This is a genomic window from Candidatus Poseidonia alphae (genome assembly GCF_943787815.1).
Classification (GTDB): Archaea; Thermoplasmatota; Poseidoniia; order Poseidoniales; family Poseidoniaceae; genus Poseidonia; species Poseidonia alphae.
In genome coordinates this window covers 458,735-482,988 of sequence record NZ_CALSNW010000001.1, presented here as the reverse complement: position 1 = coordinate 482,988, position 24,254 = coordinate 458,735, and the positions used below count along the sequence as shown (strand labels likewise).

Sequence of the window (24,254 nt, the reverse complement as noted above, 5' to 3'; positions counted from 1 at the left end):
TACAAGAATACCGACTCAAACAATAACCCTCAGTTGGGTTACTACCTGTGATTGCTTTCCCTTCCAATCTTTGTGCAGAACATAAACTGGTACCGTTGTCTTTGGTTGTTGCTCCATCGGTTCAAGAAGCCATATGAACCCGTCAAACAGATCGAACTTAAGTCCCTTACCTCCCGTTTGAAACCCTCCCACTCTTAGTGGGTTAGCCCTTGTTTCGGTCTTCCCGGGGACGCGACGATTGAAAAAGGGAGCCGCTAACGGGAGGTTATGAGCGGAAAGACGGCTATGATTACAGGTCTCACAGGACAAGACGGGTCTTATCTGGCTGAATTGCTTCTTGAAAAAGGATACACCGTCCATGGTTTGGTCCGCCGAGTCTCTCAACCCACCTCCGGGCGAAGCCTCATCAATCACTTGATGGAACACGAAAACTTTCATTTGTTGAACGGAGACTTGGCCGACCAGAATTCAATTGACAACGCGGTTGCTCAAACCCAACCCGATGAATTTTACAACCTCGGAGCCATGTCTTTCGTTCCCGAATCATGGCGCTCTCCAATGATGACCGCTGACATTACCGGTCTAGGGGCACTCCGTTGTCTTGAAGCCATTAGGAAGCATGCCCCGAATTGCCGATTTTATCAAGCAGGTTCGTCTGAACAATACGGTAAGGTCCGTGATGTACCTCAAACGGAGATGACTCCATTTCATCCACGTTCTCCGTATGGATGCGCCAAGGTATTCGCCTTTGAAATCACTCGCAACTACCGTGAATCTTACGATATGTTCGCTTGTACTGGAATCCTTTTCAATCACGAAAGCCCACGGCGTGGACTGGAATTCGTGACTCGGAAAGTAACCATGACCGCAGCCAGAATCGCTCAAGGCTTTGATGAGTGCCTGTGGATTGGAAACGTTGATGCAAAGCGTGACTGGGGTTTCGCCGGCGATTACGTCGAGATGCAATGGCGGATGCTCCAACAGGACAAGCCAGGCGATTATGTCGTTGCCACCGGTCGTACACACAGTGTTCGTGACATGATCACGCTTGCCTTTTCACACGTCGGAATGAATCTAATATGGTCCGGAGATGGTGTTGATACCATCGCTACTGACCAAGACGGCAATGTTCGTGTTCGAACAAACCCCAAGTTCTTCCGCCCGGCTGAAGTTGATTTGTTGATCGGTGACCCTTCTCTTGCAGAAAAAGAACTCGGCTGGGTACCTGGTACTTCATTTGAAGAATTGGTTCAAATGATGGTTGATTCAGACATGACCATCGTCAAAGAAGCAGTTGCTGGTGGATATGCCCCTCCAATCCCTCCCGAGTGAGAGAACAACCGCCGCTTTCATTTCATCGCTTAAGATGAGACAACGGATAAGAAGTTCTAGATGTATTAATCCAGTAGAATGGAAAGGGGATTAACTCCAACCCATCATCGTGTAAATGATTGAGAATAGCACTGAATTGTTGCTTTGTCGTTAAAAATATTATAACTCGTTGGAATCATTCCATCTTATGGCGGAAGGTCTTGACCTGCTCGACGACATTGGATAAATTTTGAGCGTATTCATTCTTCTCTTCATTTCGTATTTCCATCTTCGTCCCGACCGCAAAGATGAACGAACATGGGATCGTAAAATGGGAGCGTCATTGGTCATTTGGCTGCTGTTGTATTTTATTCTCCGCAGGTTACAAGAATTGGTCCCTGCAGTGGGTATTGACAATCCGGATGTGAGCGGGGTGGTTGTTGAACTAACTGCTTATCTTTCATCGATGAACTTCTATTATGTTCACCTTTTTTTGATGCTTCTGGTTCCGATTCCATTTTTGAGAAACGGTTGGCAGATCGGAGCACTAGGACTGGTCGTCATTCTGTGCACCTACATTGACCGCTCGGCCGTCGCAGCTGGCGCCGACCCCTAATACAACTCAATGTTGCTCTTATGCATGATCTTAGCAGCGTGTTTAGTTTGTTTCAGCGTTGGATTGAGATTCCTTTTGTTTCCACCTGCCCTTGAGGACAAGAGCGAGGATTCCCTCGCTTTGCGGCGTTCTGGCTATTTCGCGCTCGGGACCATTGCGGTTGAAAACGAAGCGTGACGGCCTTCGATTTCCACGAAATGAAGTGGAGTCTTTTTAGGAGTCCGAGATAAGTTCTCACCATGGCACACCCATGGAGGTTTGATGGTTTTCCAGGCCGCGTCCTTTGGGTTGATTTATCCAAAGGAACTTGCGAGGAGCGAGACATTCCATACGAATGGTGCATTTCATCAATGGGCGGTAAAGCTCTCGCCACCAAACTGCTCGTTGAATGGGATACAACGGATTACGATTCAGCGACCGCACAACTGCACCCCGTGACGGGGAGAATGGATGCAGCATCACATCCGACGACCCCACTGTTGTTCATGACAGGCCCCTATCAGGCTTCCAAGATCGGATCATCAGGTCGCGCCGTCGTCGTCACTCGGTCTCCCTTGACCGAGTGTTATATCGACACTTACATCGGTGGAAACATCGGACATGATCTTAGGAAAGCTGGCTGGGACGGCCTCTTTATCACGGGCGCAAGCGAGCGTTGGGTGCGTCTTGAAATCAACGACCAATGCGCGACTCTCCATGATGCAGAACCGCTGCTAGGCCTCACCACTTGGGAGGTTGAGCAACACCTTGACGAACTCGGAGAGTGCCTTTCAATCGGCCCTGCGGGTGAAAACGGAATTCGTATTGCTTCGCCATTGACGGCTGGAAGACGGGCTGCGGGGCGTGGGGGGACGGGAGCCTCATTCGGGTTCAAGCGCCTCAAAGCAGTCACCGTCAAGGCGAGTTCGGATTCGTCTTCCATGGTCCGTTATGCAAACGAATTCTCCCTCGGTGATGCTGTCAAAAAGCAGCGGAGTGAAATGGGCTTACGAAGGAAATCCGGGGACCCCTTCTACAGTTTTGGAACAAGTCGGGGGCCACTCTATGCTGCTGAAAACGGGCGGATGCCGACGGCAAATTACGCATCAACAGACGCCCAGATGCCGGACCTCTCAACGCTCAAAGCAGGAGGCGGCAAGGGTGGCCAAACTGCGGAAGCAGTTCGAAAAGGAGCAACTCCTGTTCCCGTTCAAGTCAAACTTTCAACGCATGAACTTTCAGGAGAACACTGGCATGAATCGCTCCCAGACGCCAAACAGTCGGGGTGCTGTGCTCCATGCCCGATTGCATGTGAGGCCGCTGACCGCCCGGTGATTGATGGAACGAAGACTCGCGGCCGGCCAGTTCACATGAATCGCGTTGACCGTCCTGAATACGAGACCCTCGCGATGTTGGGGTCCAACCTTGGCATCGGCTCAAGTCTCGATGTGATGGATGGAAACGATGCATGCAACCGACTGGGAATGGATACGATTTCCTCTGGAGCTGCGCTCTCATTTGTCTGTGAAGCAGCGGAGAGAGGATGGTTGCCCGAATCTTGGTCGGACCATTTCCACGCACCCTTTGATTTTGGTTCGTTCAGGGAGGGAGATGTTGTCCCGTGGCGGTTTGGAATTCCAGAATTGCCGCCATTGGCCCTTCATCTCTTGGCCCATGCAACCCCAGGGGACGGCACGCTCTTCGGGACGCTTACGGCGGGAGCAGTCGGCATGAGTGAATGGATAGAGAACGAAACGGGACACCCGACAACACGGCTAACCGCTCACTGCAAAGGCCTTGATCTACCAGCATGGGACCCACGTGGAAAGCGTGGAAACGCCATGGCCTACATGACGTCAAACGTTGGAGCCAACCATATGCGTGCGAACTACAAGGACCCAACAGGTCTTCCAAACCGTTCAGCAGTTGACCTCATGGGTGAACTTGTCACCAGTCAGCACAGCATCGTAATCCGCGACTCAATGATTTTGTGTGCCTTTGCAAAAGGGGCCACACCCGACCACATCATGCTCGATGCATGGAATGCAATTACCGGTGAGGGCTGTACATGGAGCGACCTCATGGAACGAGCCCAAGTTCAGTGGGACACTGCTCGCCAATGGAATGTGGACCATTGGGTGCGACAAGGAAAAGATGCCAGGGATGAGGATCTGCTTTCGTGGCGACTACGAAACGAACCCGTAACGAGTGGCGTTGCTTCTGGAATGGTATCCTTCGTCGATGAATCCGATGAAGAAGCGTGCATGGCCGCTTATTACGAGTATCGAAACTGGAGTCCTGGGGGGTTGCCAATTGGAATCTGAGGAAGACGTTGAATCACCTTCAAAGATCAAACGAAATGCGTTGATTGTGTTCGCTCTACTTTCCCCTCTTCTCTTGGTGCAAGCATGGATTTTCGGGGCTGCGCCTGATGTCCCCTTTACAACCATGCCTTCTTGTGAATCCAACAGCCAAAATTGCGCTCATTTGGGTGGTGGAAGTACGTTTCGGATGGACCTGGAACTCAACACGACCAACGGTGTTGAACTGAATACATCTCTTGCCGCTCTCACAAATTGGGTTGTGGAAAACAACTTCCAAATACTCGTGGAAGAATCAGTTGAAGGCGAGGAGTACTACATTCACGCGGTCGCAATCACTCCGTTTTGGAGATTTCCCGACGACGTGGTTGTTCAATTACGACAATTGAGTACCGGCGGCACTGAGTTCGAACTTCACTCCCAATCACGGCTCGGTCAGAGTGACATTGGGGTTAATCCTGACCGTTTGCTTGAACTTCACTCACTTTTGGAAGACGCTTAGGTGGTTTCACTTCTGAACAGGTTGCAATCCCTCTGCTTCCCCGTCCCAACCATAGGGCCATCCGTTTTCATCTACAAATACAATATTGACGCCATGCCCGGATTTATGAAAGCCAATCAACTGAATTTCATGGATGCTGTGACCACTTGGGGCCTTCCCTAGAACCGGAAGGCGATGGCGAGCGAAGAATGACCGCTTTCTCGGTGCGTTTTTTTCGCCTACCCCTTTCATTGAGCGACGCGTCCCCTCAACATCATCAAACCACGGTAGCGGCCCCTCGGGAGAAAACCTCAGGCCCAAAATCATGTCAATTCCAGTGGTCTCTTGTGCAGCATCAGCATCGGGTCCACTGGGGATTGCGGGAGCGTTTGGATGTGTATGGAGCCAATGCGTAAATCGGCCCGCTCTTGAGCCGCGCTGGCTCGAAAACATGTCATCGGTCCAATCCTCCGGGAGGTGGTGGACGGAGTAGGAATCGCCGCGATTTACGATGTGAGCCTCACTGATGGTGTAGCCCTGGCCTTGGAACAAATTCCCATGGACTTCATCACCGGAAAAATAGGCATCAACCTGAGGTTTGTGGGGTTGCTTTGGGTCGATGTCAATCCCAACCAATATTTCGTCTGGAAGCGCCTGTAAAGCCCACCATACGAGCGACTGAAACACCGGCCCAGGCAGGTGTATCTGAGCCATGTAACCGCTACGCTGCTCGTAAGAATCGCGGTTATAGGACACCATCAATGTCTCCAACCAATCCTCCACCATGAACCACCCAAGGAGAAGTTCACCATCAAGGGTCCGACGAGGACAATCTTTGAAGAAGGGTAATGGCAAGGGTAAACCATGGCGAAGAAGAAGGGCGGATTCGGTAGGTTTCTCGGGGCCATCACCGGTAGCCCTTACGAAAAGATGTTGAAACAGGTTGACAAACTGGTTGACCAATACGGCGAAGAAGAAGCAGAACTCGCTTCACAACTCGAAGCGCTGGTTGACCAGGCAGGAGATTTGTTCGAGGCCGAAGACATCGATGAAGAAGAACATGACCTCCTTGTCGAAGCCATTGAAGAAGCCGACCCAGAAGGTCGTGTATTCGGTAAATTAGGGACGGAAGAAGACGCATTCTATGCAGGTGATGTTCCCAATGCGCCTGACCTTAACACGGGCAAGCGGATCAACTTAGACGACCTCATGAAATCCAAGGGTGATGAATTCACCGGAAGTTTTGGAAAAGAAGAGTTCGATGAATTCCGTGAAAAGATGACCGATGATTTCTATCAAGAGTCGGACAATGCAATTCGTCAAGGTGACCACCAAGCAGAGATTCGAACAACAAACCGCGTCTTTGGAGGAGCCGAATCGGATGTTGACGATGCAAAGCGCCGCATTTCCGAGGAATCTGGAATGGCCAATCCCAGTGCTGCCGAAGAAGTTGAAGAAGTTCTTGAAGAAGAAGAGGACGAAGGCGATGATAATTATTCCATTGATGAAAACGGTGTTGAATGGTTTGAGGACGAAGATGGCTACTGGTGGTACCGAGAGGAAGGCCAAGCCGACTGGCAACCTTACGACGAAGAGTGATTGGACCAAATGTCCAGTTCTGTCACAGTGAACTTGATCATTCCATAATCTGCTCCGAGTTCAAGCATGGCTTGGTTTTTGGACGGTTCACTTGACATTGCAACGATGGTATGAGGCCTCGGCACTTCAGATGCAAGAAGTTCTTTCAAAACATCGTATCCACTGGTTGGGGGCATGAAGTGGTCAAGCAGCAACACATCTGGGTTGAAGGATTCAATGTGTGCGAGAGCATCACTGGAATTCCATCGCTGTTGAAATGTTAAATCACTGACGTCAATGCCTGATGAAACAAGCATGGTTTCAATGTCGTACATGTCTTCAAAGGCGAGGACTCGCATGGATGACCCTCATTCTGGAATCGGCTGTTGTTCCCACCACGGTGGTGCAAGGAACCACCGTTCGTCACCCACAGGTCGATCGATCAGCGGCAGGCTAAGGGTTGACGATTCGTCAAAATTGACGTTAAGGCCGATGGCAGCACACGGGCTGGGGAGGTAGTCTTCTCCGCTCTCCGTTAGAACGATTTCAATTTGTGTTCCCTCCGTCAGCATGACGTCCAGTGGATTGAATTCCATGAGCATGATATACGATTGGAACGGCAGTGCAGTTTTGGCTTCATAGCCTCCATCACGGTAACGCACATCCATCGTTGCATGACCCAATCGAAGACCGTCCCCGTACATTGTGGCGAATATTTGGCCCCCTTGGCAGGCTAGTGTATCTACGGAGAGATGAAGCGTAGGCATACCTGAGATGTGAATCGGTTCCTCAAGGGGTTCGAGTTGGAACGAACGTTGATTGTTGGCGTTGACCGTTCCCCCTGAACCTTCGGCGGCGTCCAGCGTTACCGGCCACCATGTCATGTCTTCAGGGGGCCAGGTTTCCTCAACATGCCATTTTCCGTCGTTGGTTTGAATTTGTACCATGGGTTCAGGTTCTTCTCCGATATCCTTGAGATAGTAGTTGAACCAAGCAAAGAGTTCCACGGCCCAATCCATTCTGCTCATGTTCGGATATGCCTCTCGCCCGTAGCCGGACGACAATTCACTGTGTCGGTCAGGTTGGTCGGGGTAATTGTGTGCCCACTGGCCTGAAATTGCTCGAGCATTGATGCCTGCATCCCGAAGGAGCTGGTACGTTGGGAAGGCATGGTAAGGGTCAACGTTCCAATCTTGAAGCCCCCAAACCAAATACACACTTCCTTGATAATTCTCGAGAACATCAGGCAGGTGGCGTCGCTCGTCCCAATAGTCGTTCCATTCTGCGCCACCAAATTCCGCTCCGGCCCAAGTAGAAAACGGGTTGAGAGGCCCGATGAGGTCGTCACTGCACATGCGCATGTCGTCGGTTGTACCGTCGGTTGTTGCACCTTCGTAGAGAGCGTCGTAAAGCATGGCTCTTGCCTCTGAAGAGCCGTTGCGGTAGAACATTTCTTGAACGCCGATTGACCCTGAAATGGGTACGATGGTCTTCAGATGTTCAGAAGGTTGCTGTGCTGCCTCCCAATTGGTCGTTCCAGCGTAGGATTTACCCATGAGGCCAACGTTACCGTTGGACCATTCCTGTTCGCCGAGCCAGTCGACAACGGCTTGAATTCCAGTCTGTTCCCCCAGCCCCTTCACGTCTTGGCAGTGTGTGGATTGACCCGTTCCAAACGTTGAGGCTTGGGCGAGCGCATACCCGTGCGGTACAAACGTATCGTAAACCCATTTTCCAACGCCGCCATCAGGTACGGTGTTGGGGGAGGAGTCATCGCCAGCCACGCCCTCTCCACCAAAATCATAGTACGGATGAATGGTCATGATCACTGGAATTTTCTCTCCTTCGGGAACATCAGGCAGCCACAGGGAAACATGCATCAGTGCATCTCCAGGGAAGCCCGCGTCTTGTTCACTCGCAGGCAAGTCAACTTCGATGAAATGTTCTTCGTAAGGGAGTGCCTCGTAGGTTCCATTCACGGGGAGTTGAGCTCGCAACGTATCCATTGGGAGGTCCATTGTGTGACGAAGTTCAAGGGGAGTCTCCCACCATTCCCCAGAGAAAGCACCGTTTTCTTTGGCCGATTGTGTGAGGTTAGTTCCAAGCGTCATTGCGAGCATGAGGACGGCGATGGAAACGGCGATGGTCGCTCCGGCTGAGAGGTTCAACTGGCGACGCCCTTTGCCTTCCACGGGCTCAAAAGGAGCACCTTCATCGGTTGGCGCATCAACAAGGGCAGCATCGAGTGCCAGGCTGACACTTACGGTCTGCGGGACGGCGCTCATACCATGACGACCGAGTTCAGTCTCAAGAGGCTGACGCTTTGACGTGTTCAGACGGCAGGCTCTGCATTGGGGCTCGGCAATGCTCGCAGCAGCCCCATTGCGTGGAGTAAAATCCCCATGGCGATGACGCCATGGACAAGCGAGACCCAATGCATCTTAGCAAACATTTCACCCAAGCCGTACTGCAGAACCCATGCAGACAGCAAACCGAATGACATACCCTTGACTTTGGAGTCGTCAGTCTTGGACATCACGACAAAGACAACCAATCCGATACAGGCAAGCAATCCGATTTGAGCGGTCCAAGCATGACTTGGTGCAGTATTGTAATCGTACAGTGATGACAAGCCGGTTGAGGCTTGACTGAGCGTTGTTATGATGACAATGACAACCGTCCATCGAGCGTATTTGAGCATGTTTTCATTGGTCGAGTTTCCTTCCATGGTGGGGGAATAGAACCTCTGCTTTTTCTGTCTAGCGGTCATTTCTAACATCATCCGCACGATTCATGGGGGAGATGCTCCTGCGACAACCATGACTCGCCCGATGGTGATACGGTCGCTGCTTATGGTCGGCCTGTTTCTAACCGTCTTGCTGCCCTCAACAATTGGGGCACAACAAGCTGAACCCTTGTGGCGCAGCAACGGTCTTGACCCGACGCTGTGGGATGACCGCCCTGAAACAGAAGATTCGCCGATGATGGAGTCGTACAAAGGAAATGCTATCATTGAAGTTCAAGTGACCTATCAAGAAGGGCATCTTGCAGGGCAATCGGATGGTATCATCATCATTGAACTCTTTGAAGAATGGGCCCCTATTACAACGGACAACATGATCTCACACGTTGAATCAGGGTTGTATGACGGCATCTTTTTCCACCGTGTAATCAATGATTTCGTGACACAATCTGGTGACCCGACATGCAAAACTCTTGGGGTTTATCCTGCAACTGCACCATCCTGTGGAAGCGGTGGTACGGGCGAGACCATACCTCTCGAACTCAATGGCAACCTTTCGCATGTGGATGGCGCCCTTGGAATGGCCCGAGGTCAAGACCCTGACTCCGCAGACGCGCAGTGGTACATCGCTGAAACAGAAGCTCACAATTTGGACCCGGAAAGCCGAGACGATGAGGGCTATGCTACCTTTGGAATTGTTCGAGATGGAATGTCGCACATCCGTGCAATTGCCGAAACGCCAACGTCCGATGAGCCTACAGGGACCGATTTGGACAACCCGTTTGCTTCGGGGGGAAGGCCCCTTTATCAAGCGAAAATCATCTCGATGGAAATGATTGGAGTGGCGGACCCGGACGGTACAATCCGCAATCCCCCTGCCGATGTTATTGAGAGCAGTTCATTTGGTGAGACCGTCGTGAAGATCATGACCATCTCACTTGTTCTTCTTCTGCTCGCAGCCATCCCCGTCATTGTTTATCGAGGGCGGAGTGAAGAGCCATTGGGAATGTACAAGGAAGCCATTATAATTGATGCTGAACTTGTTGATGATGGGTTGTGATGCTATGGGATGTTCAAACCGGTTCACAGTCTGCTTGGTACTTTGCTTGTTTCTCTCAGGTTGTATCTCCTCCGATTCAGCGATAGAGGAACCTGAAAGTGCCGTTGATGAACCCTCTGTTGTAGAAGCACAACATGTTCCGGAATGGACCGCAATTTCCAATAACGGTACTGAATTTAACCGAACCATAATGGCCCAAGGTGCTTACATCGCTTACTTTTCAGCACCTTGGTGTTCGCATTGTGAAACCACCCTTGATGCTTACGACAGCGTGATTCCAGAAGGTAGAATGATGGTTTTTTCCCAAGATGATAACCCTGATTTTTCCAACATGAGCACCTGGCACGAAACCACGGAATCCAACCTCAATCGTTCCATTAACCGGCCGTTCATGCTCATGCCGGAATTTTCAAGCGAATTGGGTGTGAAGTCAATTCCCCATGTCGCTTTTGTCAACGAACAAGGGTACGTGTTCCAAACAGAGGTCGGAAAACGAACCAATCAAACCACGATTGGAGAGATTTGGAATGCGACGTTGATTGCGAGCTTCAATGAAACAACCGGATGGTCATGACCCTAGGGTCGGCATTCAACGTCATAGACCACATGGCGGACATATGGGGCATACCATTTGACCCGCTCAAGATGGTCACCTCGAATGGTAAATCCAAGTTTCATACTGTCACTCAGGGATTGAAATTGTTCAATCGTACTGCGTTTCCAATCGCTGATCTCTTCCTCTTTTACATTCATGTGGACGTGCAACCAACCTCCCTGGGGTTTCAGAGCTTGTAAACACAGACCCCACACGGCTTCTGACGATGGAAGCAAGCCAAGATGGCATCGGTCAGCGATTCCTTTGAGTTGGGGAAGCGACTTCTGATTGTTTCCGCGATAAACGGTTATCCTGTTGGTAATGCCGTTTGCTTCCGCTCCTCGAACAAGTCCATCAATGGATGGTGGGTTCATTTCGCACGCATGAACGTGAGCAGCCCCTGCATTGAGGAGCATGGGAAACGAATAGTAACCGACTCCAGCAAAAGCATCTACAATTGTTTCACCCCTCATGTCCATCGCCCCGATACGACGACGTTCGGTGACGTTGCCGGAGGAAAACATAACTTGAGCGGCATCAAACTCATAGTGAATACCGTGGTCAATGAACTTCACGAGCGAGGTGCCGAGAAGAACGGTGGCTTGAGATGAACGAACAGCATCGTTCGCAATCGGTGATTGAATGCCTACACTTGTGACGTTAAGAGCGGAGGCGACGGCACGCCAAAGTTCACTTTGGTCTTCGGGAGAACATCCCGCCCAAATCTCTTGACTGAAACTGCCTGATGGAAAGAGCACGAGTTCTCCAAGACGTTCCCACTTCTTAGGAAGTGTATCAAGGAAGGGCTGGAGGTTGGCTATCTGTTGTTTGGAGGCCAAGCGGGTTAACCACTCCCTCCACCACGTTTCGAAGCCGATTGTGTGGGTCCACAGTTTCCATCACATGAGGAGTGCGCAAAATCAATTGCACGGGGCGATTGGTGATTGCAGAAATGTCGTTTTTCAACGATGCAGAGAGGTCGATAGAAAGGAGGGGGAACGCGATGAAATCATCTTCATGTTCAACCGGTGCGATGTGTAAATGCAAGATTTTTTGGGATTTGAGCAGCGCATGGACGCGCGCTCCTTGAAGGCGATGAACTGCAAGGAAAGGGTGTACGCTTTCCTCATGGTTCATGGTAAGGGCATGAGGGGAACTGCTTTCAAGTTCCCGTTCATAGCCCGTACGATGTCGGCACTATGTTTGAATAAGAATCGGTCCAATCCGCTCATTCCAACCCTCATTGTTGGATTCCTTTTCCTCCAGGTTTGGGCGCCTCTTGCAAGTGCTGCGGGCATGCAATCCTGCAGTTCTCTGGGAGGTGAGTGTGACGAATACGACCACGCCGAAGACATGACTCCGAATCGTCAGGATTGGGTCGAAGGAATGTACGTTTTCGACTTGGTTTCAACCTCGAGTATCGAACTTGAACTGACTTGGGCCGTTCGTGAATTCGAGCGAGATTCTCTCGGGCTTGGTTCCGGAACGATTGTAGGAAACACACTTGAAAATACCGATGGACTCGATTCTAACGACGGAGCCCCTGCTGATTTAATCCGTCAAATGTTCAACACAGAAACCGGTGGAAGTGGAACTCCAACGGTGGGTCAAAAACTGAAAAACGAAGTGAATGATGCTATCGAAGACGCCCTTACAAGTGGATTTGGAACGGTAACAAGCCTCAGTACAAATTATGTCAATCAATATACCAATGCAGGCACAGTCACGCAATGCTCCACCGATGAAACAACCGATTCAGCTGCAGAAGGGGCCAGTCAAGACAACGTGTTTGAACCTCCATTGTGTTTTACTGCAGTGGCTTCCGTCGAATTGATGTCCTCAAATTTCAATCTCGCTGGAAATGAAAATTTAGACCTTGAGCGTACCTACAAGGGGCTTTTGACGATGGGCGCAGACATCAACACTGGATTTGAGTTAACGACCCAACCCGGGCACAAAGCCGACTTCGTCATCAACCCTCCAGCATACTCTACGGTCTTGTCAGTGGATGATAACGGGTCGCTCGTTGCCCGTAACGGCCCTCCAAGTTACTGGGCTGCAGAATGGTCCATGGACCACCTAACCGCTCAAGAAGTCGACACGGATCTGCTTCAAAGCGTCGACTTGAAGATGGGACACCGCAACTCATCAGGAACCCCTACGGTGTGGGTGGATGAAGGAACAAAAGCCCTTGACTTAAATCTCGTTTTGGATTTACGCGATGAAGATGCAGCCACGATTGACTTTGTTGCAGGCTTGTATTATCTGGATGAGGCTACGCTCTCAGACTGGGGAGTCAACATGTTTGAAGTCTCTTCAGATGCTAGTATTCCGCTCATTACCTCCGATGGAATACGTCTTGCATACCATAACGGCATCGTTGACCTAACGCAGTTTACCGATCAATTCCCGATTGGAGATATCGTGGAAGGAATTGGCTCTACGGTAGCAGGCGTTGGAGAGATCACCATGAGCGACTTAGAATGGGTTTCAGAATCCGACGGAACAGGGAACTTTGAACAGCCTGGAGGGCTTAATTACAGCCATTCTACAGGATGTTCCGAACCCATACTATCGGGCCAAGAATTGAATTATTGTCTTGAGGGGGCGGTTGCAATGGATGCCACATATCCGGTTTACCTCCAAACAACGAGTGCACCTATTGAAAACATGAATCTCATCAGTATTCTCAAGGAATACAATACCAATGACATGGTGGATGACTTCCTTGATGGAGTGCAGCAAAACGATTTGGAACGGTTGATGAATTCCGGAATAACGCTTGAGACAGTGCTTGATTCAAGTTACCTTGACGACATCATTCCAAGCAATCTTCCTCCATCTGAACTCACCGTTGAAATTCTCGTTCCCTCTTGGATTACTACCCTTGATGGAAGTTCAAAAATCATCTTAACAAAGACCATTGAAGGCTCACAAGAAACGGATATTTCCTTCACAGGAACGGGCCCTTCCTATTCATGGGAGAGCGAAATTAAGAACGAACAAGATGACGTAATCTGCTATGCAAACCAGTCCACATGCATCAACAGTCAAATTACCCTGGATTGGGAGAAGTTTAATTTGAATGAATGGAGCCAATCCGTCAGTTTCACTTTTGCTTTAGATGCGGAACTTAGCATTTACCGAATTGGAATCCCAACAGAGGACCTTCCGCAAGACGGAGATACAAAAGTCACCATGGAAGCAATCCCTTCAGACCTCATTCGTCTCATTATTGACTTGTCCAGCAGAATGGAAGAGCCCTTGAACCATACAGTGGATTTGGATGGGGATGAAATCGAGATGGTGGCCACGCGGCAGGGAATGAAGGACTTTACCGTACAGTTCGGAGAAACCGTAACCAAACTCATGCATCAGGCTGGAACAGACCTTGAATCTGAAGAAGGTGTTGAAAAAATGGACCTGAGTGGTTTTGAACTTAAAACGCAGATTTCAGGCATAGATGCTCCGGATGAGACCATATCAGATGAGGAGCCCATTACGTTGAAGGTTAGCATACCAAGGGTTACGTTTACTATTGGCTTGGACCTTGATACGGAAAAAATACAGAACCAAGACCCTGCTGGACTTGGCCTTAGCGTTGTTGCAGATGCCCTTACGACCTCGTTTATTCAACCTATGGAACGGGCAGCTAATGCTCTGACCACCGGGTTGACCAATTCAATTGCAAACATGAAGGGCATTACCTATCCTTACGAATTCAGCACAGGGGATGTGAATACAACCGTTGAAGATGATTACGACCTCAATATCGCCGGTCCGATTTCTTTTTCGCTCCCTTGGGGCGTAGAAATTCAGGATTGGGATTCAACATCAGGCAACCTCAGGGTCACTGAAGATGGAGGTCGACAAACCATAACTTACGTGATTCCACCAGGCGAATTCAACGATGACATTTCATTCAGTATCCATGTCAGTTGGATGTATTTCTTGCTTCAATTCTGGATTTACCCGACCATCGTGATCCTCCTTTTGGTCCTCTTTATTCGACGCCGTCGTAGGAAGAAGAAGGCCAAGAAGGAACGTTTGAAGCGGCGGGAAAGCAACATCAACAAGGCTCAACTTGGGGACCATGAGTTCTCGGACTTGGTAGGGTTTTCAAGCCCAGGATTACGGCGCGGGGAGTCCATTGAAGACATGGCTTCAATCGATGATTACTGACCCTCAGTGCATTGAATCATAGATTCGTTGGGCCAAGGATGGACCAATGCCTGGGACGGTTAACAATTCATTGACCGCAGCGTGTTCAATGCCTTTTCTTCCGCCAAAATGGCGAAGAAGTGTTTGCAGTTTTTTGGCCCCTAATCCCTCAACGGCTTCCAGTGGATCTGCCAGGCGGTTCCGACTTCGCCGTTTGCGATGGAAGGTGTTGACAAAGCGATGGGCTTCGTCTCTTGCGTGAACCATCACCCTTCCCTGCCGGTCAAGAATCAGTGGCTCGTGACCGTCTCGATAAACGGTTTCTTCGCGTTTGGCCAAGGCAGCCAGAGGAAATCGCCCGGCCCAACCGTGCTCTTCCAATGCCGTTGTGATGGTACTGAGGTGAGTTTCTCCACCGTCGATGAGCAACAGGTCAGGCCATTCTTCTTGCCGCTTCGCCCACCTCACGACCACCTCTTTCATCATTCGTAAATCATCGATAGCGTCTCCTTTTACCACGTATTTTCGATACTCATCCTTGGCAGGCCGTCCGTTTCTCATGACCACGCTCGCACCGACTCGTTCACTTCCAAGGAGTTGAGCCATGTCAAAACAAACCAGGTGATTCAGTTGGTCCAATCCCAAGACTGCCGCCCCGTCATCTGCGGCTCTTTGTTCAAGGGAGCCGCTTGTTTTTGTGGCCATCCGTTGCAGTTGAATCTCAGCATTTTGGCGAGCCAGTGTCGCCAAATTTTCGAGGTCGCCTCGCTGAGGTGTCCGCACTTCCACCGAACCTCCTCTTCGTTGATTTAACCACGATTGAAGTCCATCGAAAATGGGCACAGGGCTTAGAAGAAGTCGAGGTGGCCTTCGGTGAGCATAATGTTCTGAAATGAACATGGAAATGGTTTCACCAATGTCGCCTCCATAGACCACAGGCCACGCTTCTTGGCCCTGAACCATACCTTCGTCAGCATGCAATACAACAACAGCAGCCAGTTCCCCTTGAGTGGCGAGACCTATGGCGTCACAGTCGCGGTAGACTTTGCTCGATACGACATGTTGGCTGGTCGTAGCCCGCACAGCCCGAATGGTGTCTCTGTATCTTGCCGCTTCTTCGAAGGCTTCACGAGCAGAAGCGCTTTCCATGGAAGCAACCAATTCGTCCGTGAGGGCTGCTGCGTTTCCGTTCAAAATTTGGCGGACGTTCTTGACATTCTCATTGTAGCCTTCTGGTGAGACGCAAGGGCCAGTACACAAACCAATGTGCATGGAAAGGCATCCCTGCGGAAGCAATTCTTTACAATCACGAATCCCAAATTGCCGTCGTAGCAACTGCATGACCTGTTTTGCAGCACCAGCATTGGGAAATGGACCCCACTGCTCGGAATGTTTAGGTGGATAACGCGTGTACATGATTCGAGGAAACTCATGGTCTGTCAAAACAAGATAGGGAAAGGATTTCCCATCCTTGAGCATTGAATTGTAGCGCGGCATGTGCTCTCGAATCAATTGCCGTTCGAGAACGAGTGCCGCTTGAGGCGTCTGGGTTACGATGCATTCGATATCATCCGCTTTTGCGACAAGTTCCGGAATCATTTGTCGATCAGGGGTGGATGCAAAATAGGAACGGATTCGCTCGTTAAGGCGCGTTGCTTTCCCCACATAGAGGACCCGCCCCTCTCTGGTTTTGAAAAGATAAACACCCGCCTCCTTGGGGAGGTTAGCCGAACTGAGGTCGACGGGCATGAAACCCTCTTGTAGACGGTGGCTCAAAAGGGCAACCCTGTGAAGAGAAGGGTTCATGCAACCAATGGGATGATTGATGAAGGAGGAGCAAGAAGTGCATTATGGAAGAGATATGCTTAGTCGTCCACAGGAAAAGTTACTCCGATACCTCGGTACCTTTCCCGAGGCCTTGGATCAAGCCTGGGATGTTCCTCGCAACCTTTCCCTCCCCGGTCTTGCTGAAGCGATGGGTGTTGTGCGGTCTGGGTTAAATCGTCCTCTCAATTTGTTGGAGTCTGAACAATTGATCACCGTTCGTGTTGCTCATGTCATCGGAGGAGGTTCTCGTCGAAGACAGGTGTATCACGCCACCGAAAAAGGACGCCTATGGTTGTTGGAACACCCCAAAGACGCTGAGGTTGATGAGGGTCAAGATGCTCTCAAGCAGAACCATCTACAGGTGGAACTCATCGGTCGTAAGGAGGCCATTATTGAGTTGGAATCCATGTTTGGCCGTCAACAACCCGTTTTGCTTGGAGGTCTATCAGGGATTGGAAAAACAACCGTTGCTCAAGCATTGATGAGCCGAGCCTCGCTTGAAGGTACATCCATACATTCAGCCATTGTGAACGAATTCTCAGACATGAGGAATATCATTCAACAGTGGTTTCCAGCCATGAAACCACTTCCCCACGATACAGAGGCATTAGAATCACTTCTTGAGGCCGCTGATGAGAAGCGCATGTTTGTGATCGATGATGTCCATTTGATACCACCGAGGCACGCAACCAACGTCAAAGCCATGATTGAAACGTTCCAATGTGACAGCACTACGACGCTTCTTCTTGTTGGCCGGACTCCGCTGCCGTTTGATGGTGAATTTGAGTACCGGCAACTGTCTGCTCTTGACCCTGAAGATGCGGCCCAACTGTTGGGGGAGCATTTGGACTTGGAGCATCGCCTTTCAATCGCAAACGCACTGGGTGGGCACCCGATGGCTCTCCAATTATACTCGGAAGGAACACCGCTTCCAGAAGCCGGAGAAGACATTCAAAATTTTGTAGAGCAAACGATTCTGCAAAACCTTGGGGATGAAGAATTGGCTGCTTTAGATCACTATGTTCTCTTCCCCCGACCGCTTGCTGCAAAAGACGTCCCGCATCAGGACGAAATCGCAGATTTGGACGTGCATGCCCTCTTGCGATGGGAACACGATAACATGAAACTCGAGATTCAACACCTTGTTCGGAACGTTCGCCGAACGATGTTCTCCAAAGACCGGCTCAAGGAACTTCATCAAACATCTTTGAACCACTGGCTTTTGTGTGAAGATACTCCTGATTCACAAATTCTTCGATTGTACCACCAACTTGCCCTTGATGACCCCGAATTCAAATCGCAAATTGAGAGCCAAGTTGAACGCCTTCTTCCTGCTCAAGGAGCAGCAATCGCTGTAATTCTGAACCGAGCCGTTGAACAGAAACCAGAAGATGAGATGCTTCATTATTGGGCGGGCAAAGTTGCCTTGCACCGTCATGAACTCGATCGAGTAGGGGTTCATCTTGAAGCCATCTCAAGCGAAAGTCTTCGAAGTGAATTGGCTTATCAAAAAGCGATTCTCGAGGGCAATGAGGTGGAATCTCAACGGTTGTTGCAGTCCGTTCTTGCCCATGCAAACGATGTGGAAGCGGCTCGTACTTTACTCTCAGCAGCCGTGCAACATCTTGAAGACCGTTTGTTTGACGAACCATCTGAAACGGCATTGTCAACGGTTCAATCCCTACTTCAAGATGTCAAACTCCCTCAACGGCAGGAATTACGCGCGGCAATGATGGTGAGTCTTTCCATGATTCAACACGCAGCAGCTCTGTTTGAAGGCGATGTTCAACGAGCTAACGAACTCCGTGATGCACTGGCATCAATCAGCGATGAGCATGACCCCTTTGTTCGTCTGCTCAAATTAAAGGCATCCTTTCGCTTCCATTCATCCGACAATCTTGAGTTGATCATCAACGAGGCTGAAGAGGTCATCCAACGCCAGCCTACGGCCTTTCACAAAGCGGCTTTACAACTGACCCTCGCTGAATTCCTATGGGCGCATGATTCCAAGAAGGCACAAGGCGTGTTTGAAGATGTTCCATCACCTGATGTGCTCCGTTCCAAAGGAGTTGCTCATCAGCGTTATGCAGGTAGGTGGTGGTATTTACACTCAAAAATCACGCCAAACACGTCGCTCATGTCAATGCGGGAAGCAAGCCGCTGCTTCCGTTCAGCAGGCTGTCATTCAGCGAGCCGTACACTCGTTAAACGAATGCATCGATTGTTGTGATTAGAGTTCTGCTCCGATCAATGTTTTGGTGTCAGCAATTCCGGAAAGAGAACGAATGTCTTCTACAATGCATCGGGTAAGTGCAAACTCTTCATCAGCCTGAACGCGAGCGATGATGTCGTATTCGCCAAATAGCATCCACCGGTTGGTCACTAAATCGATGTTATCAAGTGCATTACGGACGTTATCCTCTTCGCCAGGAAGGGTGGTAATCAATACGAATCCAATAGCCATTTCATCACTCATCCTTCAACTGCAATCAGCGTTTGTGTTTCCTTGACGCCTTTGATTTTTCGAAATGTATTCATGACGAGGTCGGAAAGACGTTTTGAATTTGAAGCGGTAATACGGACCAAGAGGTCAAATTCCCCGTAGAGTGCGTGAACTTCTGCGACGTCTTCATGTCCAGTGAGCGAGAGGTACACTTCACGTTCATGCGTGGGTTCGGTTTTGAACAGAATAAATGCCTCAGGCATGTATGTTGGAATGAAAGTCGGGATTTATGGCTTCCTCTTGATGCATTTCTTCTCCCGATACAAAGCAGCGAACCATTGAAAGGGTAAAGCAGGTGATTGAGGGATATGACAGTGCTCCCTCGTCCAGCCTCGCGGGTGATATTTGTCACACTTCTCTTCCTTCTGCCGTTGTTGACAGCCATCCACCCTCTCAATGAATCAGAATCGGTTGACCCAATCGTTCAGAATACCGGGGCTCGAGCCCAAATCACGTGGTCGGGTACACAGGTTCTCACGAACACGTATACCGTACCTGTTTCGGATGAATTGGTGATTCAGGCTTGCACAGTCGTACAGATGGATGGGGGCGTGCGAATTGTTGTGGATGGACGGCTGACTGTATTGGGGACTCAAAGTTGTCCCGTAACCCTTGAAGCAAGCGGACTATCAGACCATGAGGGCATTCAATTCAATTCCTCTTCCTCAGGACGCGGCTCTCTTCTGCAAAATTTGACGATTGAGGATTCCATTTACGGGGTGACCATTTACAGTTCTAACCCAGTCATCGAGAATTTGACCGTGGTCAATGCTGACCGCGTGGGCGTTGACATGTTCAACAATGCTGCCCCAAGAATCACAGATCTATTCATCAATGAAGCTGGCCGTGATTTGGCTTTCCAAGGCGACTGGCGCTACGGTATTGGTCTATCAATCGGAGCAGGTTCAACCCCCATTGTCACCCGTGCAGTTTTCACTGATGTTTTGACACGTGGTGTGAACATTTGGGGCGCATCGGGCGGGCTCATACAGGGCATCACTGTAGACAATTGCTCAGGGTCAAGTTGGGCTACGGCTGCAGGAATTTGGGTGGAAGACAGTCAACCCCTTCTCACCAACGTTTCCATTGACAAATCAGACACGGGAATGGTCATTCGTCACATCGACGACGGTGGTTACACTCGCGCAGTCGTCCGTGATGCAACAATTACAAATTCAATGTATCGAGGCGTCTATGTTGACAAAAACAATCACACCAATTACACCAATTATGAAACGGCAGATTTCACCAATTTGACCATCAGAGGCACCGGGACAAGCGGAGCGACAACGGCTAACATTGGATATGCTGCACTCGAAGTCAATGCAACCGGTGCATGGTTTGACAACACCCTCATTGAAGATTCAACGACCGTTGGAGTACGTTTGTATTTCGTTGACGATACGACCACCTTCCGAAACCTCACGATTCGAGATTCGGGCGATCCTGGTGAGGGACCACATGAAGCTGGACTCGCTGTCAGGTCGTCTTTTTTCGCACCCAACTTTGAGGGCATGGAAATTTCAGGCTCGGTTGGACCGGGCATCTCCTCAACCTCCGGAGGTGCTATGCAAGGTTTTGATTGGAATGTACACAACAATACAAAGCACGGTCTGTTGATCGATAGAGCCACAGTGGTCGTTAATGGACTCCAACTTAACGACAACGAGCAGTCCGGTGCACAGGTTCTTGATTCGAGGTACGTGACCTTTGAGAACCTCACCGCGACCAATAACGGTGGCGATGCAGCAACCAATCCACTGGCTCAAAACCAAGCGGGCTTGTATTATCAAGAATCCAACGACTTGGAATCTGAATCCGGGGATGTCCGATGCAGGAACTGCATGGTTTCGGGTTCAACCGGAGCCGGTATTTTGGCTGAAAACTCAGTGGATTTGTGGCTTGAGGGAATCACGCTCTATGGAAACAGTGTGGATGTTCCCGCTCTTACCATCGATAACGAGGATACCATGCCCGCAGGCGCAACTGGGCGCGTCAACATTCTCCAAGCGAACATTACAGCGGAAAGTCCTGGACAGCCAGCAGTTGAACTGTTGCGAACCGCTGCACACATTGAGGGGATGTCCTTTGCTGGAAACCATACCGGCTTGGAATGGAGCGGTGATAACAACGGGAATTTCCCATCCACCATTTCCGACAGTGATTTTTCAGGAACATCGTGTCTGAAGCTGACAAATCATCCAAACCTTGGTGGGCAAGGTAACACCATCACTTCCTCCTGCTCGGGCTTTGTTCAACTGGAAAACAGTCAAGTCAACTGGTCCGGCCTTGAAGATGAATCCGGAACTACAATGATTCAACTTGATGATGCATCAGATCTTCATCTTCATCAACCAGTTAACATCGACCTGAACTTGGCCTCCTTTTCTGGAGCAGCGACCGTGGATGTGGCTTGGGACCTTACAATATGGGTTGTAAACAACTTCACCAATGGAATTCCAAATGCGAACGTTGATGCAAGTTTTACCGACCATGAACCTTCTGTGCAACAGTATACCAACGATTTAGGCTACGTGTTCCTTTCCGATTTCATCGGCCAGCAGTGGACTTCTTCAGGAGCGTCACCTCATAACTCAGTCACCGTTCAGTGCGCCTACGATAGCATCACGAATTCGACCAGCGCTACCCTTGATCAGAACAGATTTGTGAATTGTCTACTGCCCTTGGACAATCAAGCACCGTTCTTGATGTGGGAATCACCACTTGATGAAGCAATTTACCCTTCACAAGGTGAAGTGGTGTTCAATGCCAGTGATTCTTGGGACCTTGATGATGATGACCTAACATTCTCATGGACAAGTGACCTCGATGGTGACATACTGGCCTCCTGCAACGGACCCGGCCTCTCCGCAGGACATCCAAACCAAGGATTGGCCTTCACCGTGAATTTAGAACCTGCAGTGTGGGGTTGTACCCTGTCAGACGGCATCCATGACATCACCTTGGAGTTGTGCGATGATACAGGACAATGTGTCTCTCAAAGCAGGACGATTGAACTGGTAAACCTTGCTCCAATTCTCGTCGTGGACTTCGAGCCGTCGTTGAACCCTTGGAGCGAACTCATCATGCCGCAAACGGGCACGGTGGTCGTGAACACCACGGGCACGTTTGACCCCGAGGGCGATGATTTCGCATGCGTCATTGATTTCAACGGGGAAGGTGCAGGTTGGGGCAACCAGTGGGTGTGCCCCGAGGAACTCACGTACACCTTCGATTACACAACCGAGGAGCCGCCAGCCTCCGCCACGTTGAAGGTCATGGCCTTTGATGCCGTAGGCAACAACGCAACCTACAGCGTTCCTGTCATTCTGTACAACGAACTTCCTGAACCGATATTTGAGGTTCAAAGGGAAGGAAATGAGAGCGAGTATCTTGTGACATTGGACGGTAGTGCAACGTCTGACCCAGAAAGCGACGGCATGAGCATCACGTACCGCTCCAGCCTTGACGGGGTCCTGGCGGAGCTCACGAACGGCTCAACGATTTGGTCAGGGTACCTTTCTCGCGGCGTCCATACCATCACGATGGAAGTCACCGATGACCGGGCAGAACATGTCAATCAAAGCGCATCATCATCTGTTTTAGTCACTGTAGAGAACTCGCTCCCAGTCGCCACCATCGCCCTGCCGTCGTTGACGACTTTTGACTCATCCGAGTTGGTCGAGTTTTCGGCGAACGGATCGGGTGACTTCGATGCTGCATGCGATACCTTCCCCGAAGAAGGAACATGGCATTGTGCTCCGTTCTCACCGTACGGCGGTTCGGAGTTTTTGGTGGTTACATGGACCAGCGACCTCGATGGCCGGCTCACCCCTGAAGGTGAAGACTGGTTGATGTTTGAATCACGATTGAGCATTGGAATCCATACCATCACGTTGAGTTTGGATGATGGAATACATGACCCCGTCACCTCAACATTAACCTTGGACATCGTTCCTTCTGCTCCTGTACTTGGGCTGGTAAGTCCTGTCGATGGATCAAGCCACTCTTCTTCAGCCATACTGATGTTTGATGCCTCTCAAAGTATAGATTACGACAACGATGATTTCGTCTTGACCCTCAGGACTTCCCTTGAAGACGACCCAATTCTAGTGGATGTCTCTTCAAGTGAAAGCCATGCATTGACGCTGCGGGCAGGTTCTCACGTACTCACGGTCACGCTGACAGACGATACTGGAATATCTCGGGATGAGACTTTCTCCCTTACCATCAATGAATCAGGCCCAACAATGCGCCTCATCTTGCCTGAAAATCGGCAGTCCATCGCCCCCGGAGGCGTTGTGATACTGGAAGAAGCCTCGTTTGATGCTGACAATGATTTGGTCGTCCGGGAATGGCGCCTTTGGTCGGATCAAAGCAGTATCCCACAGGTGATTTCAACGAGTTCAATCGATGAAATTACCAACTTAGCCCCCGGAGAATACCACCTCTCCCTCTATATTGAGGACTCTCAAGAAAATTGGGTTGAAGAACACGTGAACATCACGATTCAATCCAGTCTTCCGTCTTTTGACCGTGATTCCTTGACCCTATCCGAAACGACCTTTGTGGCGGGGGAACTCTCCCAACTGAACATCTCAATCCGCCTTGATGATGCCGACGGTACCACAAAGGATGTACGAGCCAATTTGACGCACAACATCCAGCAATGGGAAATCAATCTTACCGATGTTAATGGCGACGGAATCTGGGAAGGGATTCTCCAATGGCGACCTGAAGAAACAGGAAGCCCCAGTTTGAAATTGGTTGCCCGAGACGGCGAAGGGCAAAACGCCAACATTGACGTCTTCACGAGAACATTAACTGTAGAGGCGTTTGAAGATGACCAACGAGTCCTCTTCTTCGCCCTTGGAGCCGCTGGCCTCTTTGGTGGATTCTCCCTCCTGGCATTCATCGCTATGCGCCGACGTCGGGCCTTATCAGATATTGACCTCATCGCTTCTTGGGATGCGTTTAGAGCGCCGGAAAAAACTGCTGAAGTTGAACAACGTCCCTTGGAAGACAACATCATGGACGGTACTGAAGAAGTTCAAACCGAACTCGACGGTCTGCTTTGAA

Annotated in this window: 19 protein-coding genes; 10 read left to right on the top strand and 9 right to left on the bottom strand. The window is 50.1% G+C overall.

Annotated elements, in window-relative coordinates; all coding sequences use genetic code 11:
• The first annotated feature begins 267 nt into the window (after positions 1 to 267).
• From gmd to AAA857_RS02135, 4 genes are all read left to right on the top strand, one after another.
• The gene (gene gmd, locus AAA857_RS02150) at positions 268 to 1,332 is read left to right on the top strand and encodes a GDP-mannose 4,6-dehydratase (RefSeq protein WP_338172606.1); all 1,065 of its coding nucleotides are present in this window, start codon (positions 268 to 270) and stop codon (positions 1,330 to 1,332) included.
• Between the two features lie 229 nt (positions 1,333 to 1,561).
• Positions 1,562 to 1,927, top strand: coding sequence for a hypothetical protein (locus AAA857_RS02145; protein ID WP_338172604.1), 366 nt, complete (start codon positions 1,562 to 1,564; stop codon positions 1,925 to 1,927).
• A gap of 239 nt (positions 1,928 to 2,166) precedes the next feature.
• Complete coding sequence (locus AAA857_RS02140) at positions 2,167 to 4,230, top strand: aldehyde ferredoxin oxidoreductase C-terminal domain-containing protein (protein ID WP_338172603.1); 2,064 nt, start codon at positions 2,167 to 2,169, stop codon at positions 4,228 to 4,230.
• Entirely contained in the window at positions 4,220 to 4,729 is a 510-nt protein-coding gene (locus AAA857_RS02135) for a DUF1499 domain-containing protein (RefSeq protein ID WP_338172601.1), read from the top strand. Before AAA857_RS02140 ends, AAA857_RS02135 begins: the two co-directional genes overlap by 11 nt.
• 6 nt (positions 4,730 to 4,735) lie before the next feature.
• On the opposite strand, the gene AAA857_RS02130 is transcribed toward AAA857_RS02135, so the two are convergent.
• Positions 4,736 to 5,494, bottom strand: coding sequence for a hypothetical protein (locus AAA857_RS02130; protein WP_338172599.1), 759 nt, complete (start codon positions 5,492 to 5,494; stop codon positions 4,736 to 4,738).
• A 78-nt stretch (positions 5,495 to 5,572) separates the two neighbouring features.
• Here AAA857_RS02130 and AAA857_RS02125 point away from each other — a divergent pair, with 78 nt between their 5' ends.
• Positions 5,573 to 6,307 carry a hypothetical protein gene (locus AAA857_RS02125; RefSeq protein ID WP_338172597.1) on the top strand — a complete coding sequence of 245 codons (735 nt, stop codon included), beginning with the start codon at positions 5,573 to 5,575 and terminating at the stop codon, positions 6,305 to 6,307.
• Here AAA857_RS02125 and AAA857_RS02120 read toward each other — a convergent pair.
• From AAA857_RS02120 to AAA857_RS02110, 3 genes are read right to left on the bottom strand one after another with little or no spacing between them, the layout of a single operon-like run.
• Positions 6,292 to 6,645: a response regulator gene (locus tag AAA857_RS02120; protein ID WP_338172594.1), complete on the bottom strand. Its 354-nt coding sequence runs from the start codon at positions 6,643 to 6,645 to the stop codon at positions 6,292 to 6,294. The two genes, AAA857_RS02125 and AAA857_RS02120, sit on opposite strands and share 16 nt — an antisense overlap.
• A gap of 9 nt (positions 6,646 to 6,654) precedes the next feature.
• Positions 6,655 to 8,571, bottom strand: coding sequence for a CocE/NonD family hydrolase (locus AAA857_RS02115; RefSeq protein WP_338172592.1), 1,917 nt, complete (start codon positions 8,569 to 8,571; stop codon positions 6,655 to 6,657).
• A 47-nt stretch (positions 8,572 to 8,618) separates the two neighbouring features.
• Complete coding sequence (locus tag AAA857_RS02110) at positions 8,619 to 9,014, bottom strand: hypothetical protein (protein WP_338172590.1); 396 nt, start codon at positions 9,012 to 9,014, stop codon at positions 8,619 to 8,621.
• Between the two features lie 91 nt (positions 9,015 to 9,105).
• Between AAA857_RS02110 and AAA857_RS02105 the strand changes: the two genes are divergently transcribed.
• Together AAA857_RS02105 and AAA857_RS02100 are read left to right on the top strand one after the other, a co-directional pair.
• Positions 9,106 to 10,089: a peptidylprolyl isomerase gene (locus tag AAA857_RS02105; protein ID WP_338172588.1), complete on the top strand. Its 984-nt coding sequence runs from the start codon at positions 9,106 to 9,108 to the stop codon at positions 10,087 to 10,089.
• Positions 10,090 to 10,093: 4 nt separating this feature from the next.
• A complete protein-coding gene (locus AAA857_RS02100) occupies positions 10,094 to 10,663 on the top strand; it encodes a hypothetical protein (RefSeq protein ID WP_338172586.1) in 570 nt (189 codons plus the stop codon).
• Positions 10,664 to 10,665: 2 nt separating this feature from the next.
• On the opposite strand, the gene AAA857_RS02095 is transcribed toward AAA857_RS02100, so the two are convergent.
• Both AAA857_RS02095 and AAA857_RS02090 read right to left on the bottom strand, forming a co-directional pair.
• On the bottom strand, positions 10,666 to 11,523 hold the full coding sequence (locus tag AAA857_RS02095) for a hypothetical protein (protein ID WP_338172584.1): 858 nt from the start codon (positions 11,521 to 11,523) through the stop codon (positions 10,666 to 10,668).
• Positions 11,480 to 11,821: a hypothetical protein gene (locus AAA857_RS02090; RefSeq protein ID WP_338172583.1), complete on the bottom strand. Its 342-nt coding sequence runs from the start codon at positions 11,819 to 11,821 to the stop codon at positions 11,480 to 11,482. The genes AAA857_RS02095 and AAA857_RS02090 overlap by 44 nt, the downstream gene beginning before the upstream one ends.
• A gap of 66 nt (positions 11,822 to 11,887) precedes the next feature.
• Between AAA857_RS02090 and AAA857_RS02085 the strand changes: the two genes are divergently transcribed.
• Positions 11,888 to 14,866: a hypothetical protein gene (locus AAA857_RS02085; protein WP_338172581.1), complete on the top strand. Its 2,979-nt coding sequence runs from the start codon at positions 11,888 to 11,890 to the stop codon at positions 14,864 to 14,866.
• A gap of 3 nt (positions 14,867 to 14,869) precedes the next feature.
• On the opposite strand, the gene uvrC is transcribed toward AAA857_RS02085, so the two are convergent.
• Positions 14,870 to 16,594 carry an excinuclease ABC subunit UvrC gene (gene uvrC, locus AAA857_RS02080; RefSeq protein ID WP_338172578.1) on the bottom strand — a complete coding sequence of 575 codons (1,725 nt, stop codon included), beginning with the start codon at positions 16,592 to 16,594 and terminating at the stop codon, positions 14,870 to 14,872.
• Positions 16,595 to 16,706: 112 nt separating this feature from the next.
• Between uvrC and AAA857_RS02075 the strand changes: the two genes are divergently transcribed.
• A complete protein-coding gene (locus AAA857_RS02075; RefSeq protein ID WP_338172575.1) occupies positions 16,707 to 18,902 on the top strand; it encodes an ATP-binding protein in 2,196 nt (731 codons plus the stop codon).
• Here AAA857_RS02075 and AAA857_RS02070 read toward each other — a convergent pair whose 3' ends face one another.
• Together AAA857_RS02070 and AAA857_RS02065 are read right to left on the bottom strand one after the other, a co-directional pair.
• Positions 18,903 to 19,148, bottom strand: coding sequence for an Lrp/AsnC ligand binding domain-containing protein (locus AAA857_RS02070; RefSeq protein WP_338171366.1), 246 nt, complete (start codon positions 19,146 to 19,148; stop codon positions 18,903 to 18,905).
• Positions 19,145 to 19,378 carry an Lrp/AsnC ligand binding domain-containing protein gene (locus tag AAA857_RS02065; RefSeq protein ID WP_338172573.1) on the bottom strand — a complete coding sequence of 78 codons (234 nt, stop codon included), beginning with the start codon at positions 19,376 to 19,378 and terminating at the stop codon, positions 19,145 to 19,147. The genes AAA857_RS02070 and AAA857_RS02065 overlap by 4 nt, the downstream gene beginning before the upstream one ends.
• A gap of 105 nt (positions 19,379 to 19,483) precedes the next feature.
• Here AAA857_RS02065 and AAA857_RS02060 point away from each other — a divergent pair, with 105 nt between their 5' ends.
• Entirely contained in the window at positions 19,484 to 24,253 is a 4,770-nt protein-coding gene (locus tag AAA857_RS02060) for a right-handed parallel beta-helix repeat-containing protein (protein ID WP_338172571.1), read from the top strand.
• Position 24,254: the final 1 nt, after the last annotated feature.

Bases quoted from the DNA above. Each gene is read 5' to 3' on its own strand.
- gmd (WP_338172606.1), top strand. From the start codon at position 268: ATGAGCGGAAAGACGGCTATGATTACAGGTCTCACAGGACAAGACGGG.
- AAA857_RS02140 (WP_338172603.1), top strand. From the start codon at position 2,167: ATGGCACACCCATGGAGGTTTGATGGTTTTCCAGGCCGCGTCCTTTGG.
- AAA857_RS02130 (WP_338172599.1), bottom strand. From the start codon at position 5,494: ATGGTGGAGGATTGGTTGGAGACATTGATGGTGTCCTATAACCGCGAT.
- AAA857_RS02125 (WP_338172597.1), top strand. From the start codon at position 5,573: ATGGCGAAGAAGAAGGGCGGATTCGGTAGGTTTCTCGGGGCCATCACC.
- AAA857_RS02120 (WP_338172594.1), bottom strand. From the start codon at position 6,645: ATGCGAGTCCTCGCCTTTGAAGACATGTACGACATTGAAACCATGCTT.
- AAA857_RS02115 (WP_338172592.1), bottom strand. From the start codon at position 8,571: ATGAGCGCCGTCCCGCAGACCGTAAGTGTCAGCCTGGCACTCGATGCT.
- AAA857_RS02110 (WP_338172590.1), bottom strand. From the start codon at position 9,014: ATGGAAGGAAACTCGACCAATGAAAACATGCTCAAATACGCTCGATGG.
- AAA857_RS02105 (WP_338172588.1), top strand. From the start codon at position 9,106: ATGACTCGCCCGATGGTGATACGGTCGCTGCTTATGGTCGGCCTGTTT.
- AAA857_RS02100 (WP_338172586.1), top strand. From the start codon at position 10,094: ATGGGATGTTCAAACCGGTTCACAGTCTGCTTGGTACTTTGCTTGTTT.
- AAA857_RS02090 (WP_338172583.1), bottom strand. From the start codon at position 11,821: ATGAACCATGAGGAAAGCGTACACCCTTTCCTTGCAGTTCATCGCCTT.
- uvrC (WP_338172578.1), bottom strand. From the start codon at position 16,594: ATGCCCGTCGACCTCAGTTCGGCTAACCTCCCCAAGGAGGCGGGTGTT.
- AAA857_RS02075 (WP_338172575.1), top strand. From the start codon at position 16,707: ATGCTTAGTCGTCCACAGGAAAAGTTACTCCGATACCTCGGTACCTTT.
- AAA857_RS02070 (WP_338171366.1), bottom strand. From the start codon at position 19,148: ATGAGTGATGAAATGGCTATTGGATTCGTATTGATTACCACCCTTCCT.
- AAA857_RS02065 (WP_338172573.1), bottom strand. From the start codon at position 19,378: ATGCCTGAGGCATTTATTCTGTTCAAAACCGAACCCACGCATGAACGT.
- AAA857_RS02060 (WP_338172571.1), top strand. From the start codon at position 19,484: ATGACAGTGCTCCCTCGTCCAGCCTCGCGGGTGATATTTGTCACACTT.